Raw genomic sequence first — 6,881 nt, 5'->3', positions numbered from 1 at the left:
GTATGGCGATTGCTTGCCGGAGCGTGATTTTCCGTTGTTGGTGGATTTGTACGAGCAGGGTCGGTTGCCGTTGGAGAAGTTCGTGACCGAGCGGATCGGTATCGAGGACATCGAGGCTGCGTTCGAGAAGATGCACAAGGGCACGGTCCTGCGATCGGTGATCGAACTCTGATCGCTCCGATTGCAACTCGGTCCAGACGGGTACGTGATCGCACGAGTGCAGTTCACCGCAATCAGGAAGGCAGAGACATGACGAAACTTGCAGTAATTTACTACTCGTCTACCGGCCACGGAACGGTCATGGCGAACAAGGTCGCAGAGGCTGCTACTGCGGCCGGCGCGGAAGTTCGGGTCCGGCACATAGCCGAGACGAGGGACCCCAGTACATTCGCCGAGAATCCGGCGTGGTCGGCCAACTACGAGGCAACCAAGGATCTTCCCGCGGCGAGCGGTGACGACATCGTCTGGGCAGATGCAGTGATATTCGGATCACCCACGCGTTTCGGCAGTACGGCTGCACCGTTTCAGACGTTCATGGATTCGCTCGGCGGTTTCTGGGCCAAGGGGCAACTCGCGAACAAGGCATACGCGGCTTTCACCTCGAGTCAGACCGCGCACGGCGGTCAGGAGACGACGTTGATCGGCCTGTACACGTCACTGATGCACTTCGGTGGCGTTCTCGTGCCTCCGGGCTACACCGACGGCCTGAAGTTCGCTGACGGAAATCCCTACGGTGTCAGCCACATCACCGGACCGAACAACCAGAACGAACTCGACGATGCAACCAGCGCGGCGCTCGAACACATGACCCAACGCGTCGTCACCATCGCGGACGCCTTGTCGAAGTAGCGTCGGCGACCTCGAGTCACTCTCGACGTTTCACGGAGATACCCCTGCACCTCGAGAGGTGCAGGGGTATCTCCGTGTCTCGCCGGCTACTGGTTCACAAAGGAGTGGATCGCTGTCGCGACCGCACCTGGATCGCCGAGATTGGCGAAGTGCGCTTGCCCCGACAGGACGTGTTTCGTCGACTCCGGAAGTGCCGATTCGAGATACGCCGTGGCACCGACGAGATGCGCAGGACTTTCACTGCCGACGAGCAGCAACGTTCTGACGGTCAGAGCACCGTATTCCGGCAGTACGCCCACACTGACGTCGATCTCCGCGAGTTCCCGAGTCCACGTCGGTGCCAACTCCAGAAACTGACCCCACAACGGAGTGGCGGCAAGCGCCTCGGTTTCATCGCTGGAAACGCGAATGAAGTGTTCCATGGCGATCCGAATTGCAGCATCGTTGTCCGATGCGGCAATCGCTGCTGCGTACGGCGCAAGGTGCTCGCCTGCCACTGGGCCGTCGACCGGCAGCGGTGGTTCGTACAACGCGAGCGACGCGACATCAGCGCCTGCTCGAACGGCGTGCAGGGCGCAGATCGCGCCGTACGAATGGCCGACCAATGCAGGAACTGCACCGGTCTCCTGCTGCGCCCGCTTCACAACCGCGATGATGTCGGCGGCTTCCGTCCCGAGGGTGTACTCGTCCGCGTCCCCGCTCGATCCACGCCCACGACGATCGAGAACGAAGACCGAGTGATCGGCGGCGAGCAACGTGGCCACCGGCATCCATGACTGTGCTGTGGAGATGCTGCCGTGCACGACCACGACCGGGGAGCCGGACCCCAGCCGATGCACTCCCAATTCCGTACCGTCGTCGGCGACGACGGTGTCGGTGGTGATGTCAGGTGCAGCCGAATCTGTCTGCGTCATGCGAATCCATGCTCCAGGGTTCGAGGTGGTCGGTTGATGTCACTTGAGCAATCGGATGGAGTGCTCGTCGACGTATTCGCGCATGCCTGCTTCGCCGAATTCGCGACCGATGCCGCTTTGCTTGACACCACCGAAAGGCATTCTGAGATCGAGTGATTCGAAGGCATGTGTGTTGATGAACGTGCTGCCGGCCTCGATGCGGCGCGCCATCGCGAGTCCACGGTCGCCGTCGGTGGTCCACACCGAGGAGCCGAGCCCGTACTCGGAATCGTTTGCCCAGTCGACGACCTGGTCCTCGTCGTCGTATGCAATCAGTGGGATCACCGGGCCGAACTGCTCGCAGCTGCTGATCGGTGCGGAGTGTTCCACATCGCGCACCACGTGCGGAAGTACGTAGTAACCGTCGGCAGCGGAGTCCAGTTTGCGGCCGAGCTGAACGATCTTCGCCGAGGAATTCTTGGTCCCCTCGATGAGCGCGTTGACCGAGTCGAACTGGGTCTTGTTGTTCAGAGGCCCGAAGCTCGCGTTCTCGTCGAGACCGTGTCCCACCGCGTACTGATCGACCCTCTCGGTGAATGCGTCGGCGAACGTTCCGTAGAGAGCGCGCGGAACGTAGACGCGCTTGACTGCGAAGCAGATCTGGCCCGAGCGCGTGAAGACACCTTTCAGCATCCGATCGAGCGCAGCGTCGATGTCGACGTCGTCGAGCACGATCGCAGGATCGTTGCCACCCAGCTCGAGCGTCAGGTTCTTGATGGTGCCGGACGCTGCCGCCATGACCTGTCGTGCGGTGGCCGTGCCTCCGGTGAACCCGATCTTGCGTACGAGCGGATGCGACGTCAGTGCCTGGCCGACATCGGAATTGCCATGCACGACATTGATGACGCCTGCGGGTAGCTTCTGCGCCATGCGGTGCAGGGCCAGCGTGAGCGCGGCGGGCGCGAACGGCGAAGGCTTGATGACGATCGTGTTGCCCGTTGCGAGAGCTGGCGCCAGCTTCATCATGGTCAACACGACCGGCATGTTCCACGGAACGACCGCGCCCACGACTCCGCGAGGAACGCGCTCGACGCTGATGAAACTCTGATCGTCGTCGTACTGAACCGGCTCGAAGAACGACTCGACCAGGCTCGCGGTGTGCTGAAGTACGCCGGTGCCGAGGCCGAAGTCGGTCTGAGCTTCCCAGAGGACGCCGCCGTGCTCGCGGACGAGCAGGGGAGCGAGGTCCTCACCCGAAGCTGCCAGCACGTCCGCGATCTCGAGAAGCAGTCGTGCCCGCTCCGCGGGGGCCACGTTCTTCCACGCAGTGAAAGCCTCGTGCGCGACCTCGACCGCTCGGTTGACATCTGCGGGGGTGCCGACGGCAACGCGAGCGACGACGTCGCTCAACCGGCCTGGATCTACGACGTTGTCGTAGGTGTCGGCGGTGGTGAGCTCATGGCCGATGAGGTGGCCTACGGACAAGAGGTCGTTCGTTGTGGTCATTGGCTTTCTCCTTGTTGTGACGCTCGTGAACGAGTGAGTAGCGGTGAAAGGAACTTCAGAAGACAACGACCGGTTTGATGGTCGAGCCGTTCTCGGAGTCCGCGAAAGCGGTGTTGATGTCGTCGAGTTCGTAGTTCTTGATGAGCTTGTCGAAAGGGAATCGGCCTTGCTCCCACAGAAGGACGAGGCGAGGAATGAACTGCTGAGGCACCGAACTTCCCTGGATGATCGTTTTGAACGTCCAGCCCTTCACGAGCGAAGCACCGATCTCGAAGGTGACGTCCGTACCAGGTGCTGCTGCGCCGACGAGCGCAACGGTCCCGCCGATTCCCAGTGAGGCTGCGGCCTGCTGGAGTACAGCGGGAACGGCAGTGGTGTCGAGAGCGAAGTCCAGTCCCTTTCCGCCGGTGATTTTGTCGAGTTCGGCAACCACGTCAGCAGTCCGACCGTTGATCGTGTGTGTGGCCCCGATAGTTTCGGCCAGCTCGAGACGAGAATCGTGGAGATCGACTGCGACGATGGTGGTGCATCCTGCGATCTGTGCAGCCATGATTGCGGCAGAGCCGACGGCGCCGGTGCCGAATACCGCTATGGACGTTCCCGGTGCCGGACGAAGATCGTTGAGGATCGCTCCGGCGCCGGTCTGTAGCCCGCAGCCGAGTGGAGCGATTGTCTCCAGCGGCGCCTTTTTGTCGACCTTGATCACGCTGGTCTCGACCACGTTGGCGTAGGTGGAGAAGGCGGACTGCCCGAAGAAGTGCGACGAGATCGCGCCGTTACCGTCCGACAGGGAGGTGGACCCGTCGTGGCGCGCACCCCCGAAATCCTCCGCGAACAGATTCTCGCAGTACGCAACTCTGCCCGACCGGCATTGCACGCACTTACCGCAGTAGGCAGCGGAAAGTACGACGTGATCCCCGACCTCGACTGTGGTGATGTCCGAGCCGATCCCTTCGACGACACCCGCGCCTTCGTGTCCCAGAACCGCAGGCAGTGGGGTGGGATAGATTCCGTCGCGAACAATCGCGTCGGTGTGGCACACACCTGATGCGACGATCCGTACTCGGACCTCGTTGGGGCGCAACTCGTCGAGCTGAAGGGATTCGATGGTGAGCGGTTCACCCGTGGAGCGGGCTACGGCAGCGGTCACTGTTGTGGTCACGAATGAGCTTCTTTCGGTTCGGTGACGACTCGGGGAGTGGTCGACTGATGTGCGGATGTCGGGTGGTCGACGCGCGGTTCGTCCTGCGCGTCGGTGGCGGATCGTTTGTTGTTGACGAGAGATACTGCTATGCAACCGATTCCGGCGAACACGGCGAACGTGTAGAAGTTCCATTCGACGCCGAGTGTGGAGGATGCGATCCAGCCGCCGAGGATGGGACCGAATATCGCGCCCACGCGACCGAGTCCAAGCGACAGTCCCAGGGCCGACGTCCTGTCGCGGGCGCCGAAGAAGGTTGCGACGTAACCGTTCACGAGGATCTGCGTACCGACGGTTCCGAGACCGGCCACCGCAACGACGATCATCGCACCGTAGAGAGGAAGGCCGAGTCCCAGGGCCAGGATCGCCAGTACTGCGAGGAGAAACGAGACCACGGTGACCGGCTTGCTTCCGAATCGATCGGCAACCCGTGAGGCGGTCAAGGCGCCGGCGATAGCGCCGATGTTCAGCACCAGGAGGAAGCTGAGCGAACTTCCGAGCGAGTATCCGGCCTGTCTCATGATGTTGGGTAGCCATGTGTTGACTCCGTAGACGAGCAACAGGCCACAGAACGAGGCAATCACGAGAAGGAGCAACGGCAGTGCGCGGGGTCCCGTGACCAGTGACGCCATGCTTCCTCGTGCGTCCGGTGTCTTCTCGGGCGGTGTAGCGATGCCGAATCTGTCGGCCAGGGCTTTCGCCTCGTCCGCTCGGCCCTTCCCGACCAAGAAGGCCACCGACTCGGGCAAATACCGCCACGCGAGCGGAACGATCGTGACGAGGGGAAGTAGGCCGATTGCATACATGACGCGGAAGCTTGCGTCGGGTAGCAGCGCGATGGCGGCCAACGCGGCCAGCACGCCTCCTACGGAGTAGCCGCTGTACATGAGTGCATTGTTGAACTGTCGACGCGCAGGTGGTGAGTATTCGACCGTCAGGGCGATCACGGTGGGAACGACCCCGCCCAGCCCCAAACCCCCCAGGAATCGGAGCAGGCCGAAGATTTCCGGGTTCGGTGCGAGTGCGGTCAAGCCCATGAGAACGGAAAACGAGACAAGCGACGTCAGAACTATGGCTCGTGCGCCGACTCGCGGTGCTAGCCATCCTGAGAGGAGCGCGCCCAGAAGCATGCCGACCAATGCGTAACTACCGATGGTCCCGACTTGGCCCGGAGTGAGCTCCCACTGCTGGTAGGCGAGAAGAGACGGAACTGTTGTTCCGTACACGACGAGGTCGTAGCCGTCGAAGACGATGATCACGAAGCAGAGCGCTACGACGGTCGAACTGGAGCGGCGAGCGCGCGATGCGGTGCTACTCGACGCGGCCAGGGGATTCACCTTGTTCCTCCGATGATGGTGTTCGAGAGACTGGAGTCGACGCTGTGTGGCGGGTTCACGGTCGAATCAGAGGGCTATTTCACATAGTGACTACAGTCACTATGTGTCATGATGTAGGTGAAAGTCAATAGAAATGACACATTTAGAGTCGGTCGCTGGCTGACGTTCGTGAAGGAGGCTCCGATGAGGCCACGTGCGCTGGTGTTCGACCTGTATGGAGAGTACTTCCGGTATACGGGTGGTGCGGCGAAGCTCGGGACTCTCACCGAACTGATGGCGGTCTTCGGCGTCGAGTCCGCAACGGTGCGGGTGGTGATGGCGCGTCTGCGTAAAGAAGGGTGGTTCGACTCCACGAAAAGTGGGCGCGAGGTCTCCTATCTGCTCAACGAGAAGAGCTGGCGACTCCTGGACGACGGCCGAGCCCGAATCTTCGAGAGACACTTCGACGATTGGGATCGAAGCTGGACGCAGGCTCTCGTCGACGAGGATGGACTCGATCGCGAGCAGCGCAAGCGGATCGAAACTGCGCTGAACTGGTATGGCTTCGGTGCCTACGGCAGTGCCACCTGGTTCTCGCCCCATGACAGGGAGAAGCGACTCCGAGAGATGCTCAGCGGTGAGGACGAACTGAGAATCCAGTTCCTTCGAAGCCACAGCAGCGGCTTGACCAGCGATCGCTCCATTGCGGAGCGGTGTTGGGACCTCGCCGAACTCGGTGTCGAGTATCAGTCTTTCATCGAGGAATTCCAGCCGCGACTGGCCGGCTTTCGTCGTGGTCTTGCCGGTGAGGATGCTCTGGTCGAGCGGATGAAGCTGGTTCAGAGCTACCGTCGGTACCCCTTCCGGGATCCGGACCTCCCGGACGCTCTGCTTCCTCCCGGGTGGCGTGGGCGTGTCGCTCACGAGGTCTTCACCGAGTGTCACGACGAACTGCGGCCGAGTGCGGAGGAGTTCGTTCTTCGGACAGCGGGAGAAGTTGCAGTGGATGCCGAACAATCCAAAAACATGTAACAGATTTATTGACTTCGAGCATCAAGATGACACACAATTGTCTCACGTTCGCCCGAGATCCGGGCCCGCCTTCCACGCTAGGGG

6 protein-coding genes and 1 pseudogene are annotated in these 6,881 nt (G+C 61.6%); 3 read left to right on the top strand and 4 right to left on the bottom strand.

All coding sequences use genetic code 11. The annotated features are described in order from the left end of the window. Positions 1-172: pseudogene (locus CH293_RS06230) on the top strand (S-(hydroxymethyl)mycothiol dehydrogenase); the annotation flags it as partial. Between the two features lie 77 nt (positions 173-249). After that, positions 250-849, top strand: a complete 600-nt coding sequence (gene wrbA, locus CH293_RS06225) for an NAD(P)H:quinone oxidoreductase (protein WP_037112946.1) — start codon at positions 250-252, stop codon at positions 847-849. 86 nt (positions 850-935) lie between these two features. Here wrbA and CH293_RS06220 read toward each other — a convergent pair whose 3' ends face one another. Genes CH293_RS06220 through CH293_RS06205 form a run of 4 tightly spaced genes read right to left on the bottom strand, consistent with a single transcriptional unit; the run spans position 936 to position 5,786 of the window. Next, positions 936-1,763: an alpha/beta fold hydrolase gene (locus CH293_RS06220; RefSeq protein ID WP_094719674.1), complete on the bottom strand. Its 828-nt coding sequence runs from the start codon at positions 1,761-1,763 to the stop codon at positions 936-938. A gap of 39 nt (positions 1,764-1,802) precedes the next feature. Continuing rightward, complete coding sequence (locus tag CH293_RS06215; RefSeq protein ID WP_052059524.1) at positions 1,803-3,248, bottom strand: aldehyde dehydrogenase family protein; 1,446 nt, start codon at positions 3,246-3,248, stop codon at positions 1,803-1,805. A 55-nt stretch (positions 3,249-3,303) separates the two neighbouring features. Next, a complete protein-coding gene (locus tag CH293_RS06210) occupies positions 3,304-4,410 on the bottom strand; it encodes an NAD(P)-dependent alcohol dehydrogenase (RefSeq protein WP_094719673.1) in 1,107 nt (368 codons plus the stop codon). Continuing rightward, positions 4,407-5,786, bottom strand: a complete 1,380-nt coding sequence (locus CH293_RS06205) for an MFS transporter (RefSeq protein WP_080733073.1) — start codon at positions 5,784-5,786, stop codon at positions 4,407-4,409. Before CH293_RS06205 ends, CH293_RS06210 begins: the two co-directional genes overlap by 4 nt. Before the next feature lie 183 nt (positions 5,787-5,969). On the opposite strand from CH293_RS06205, the gene CH293_RS06200 reads away from it, so the two are divergent. Beyond that, a complete protein-coding gene (locus tag CH293_RS06200) occupies positions 5,970-6,797 on the top strand; it encodes a PaaX family transcriptional regulator C-terminal domain-containing protein (RefSeq protein WP_037113357.1) in 828 nt (275 codons plus the stop codon). Positions 6,798-6,881 lie beyond the last annotated feature (84 nt).

The organism is Rhodococcus sp. 14-2470-1b (assembly GCF_002259415.1).
Lineage (GTDB): Bacteria > Actinomycetota > Actinomycetes > Mycobacteriales > Mycobacteriaceae > Rhodococcoides.
Note: the sequence above shows the minus strand (reverse complement) of the source record. Positions and strands in the feature narration are given on the sequence as shown.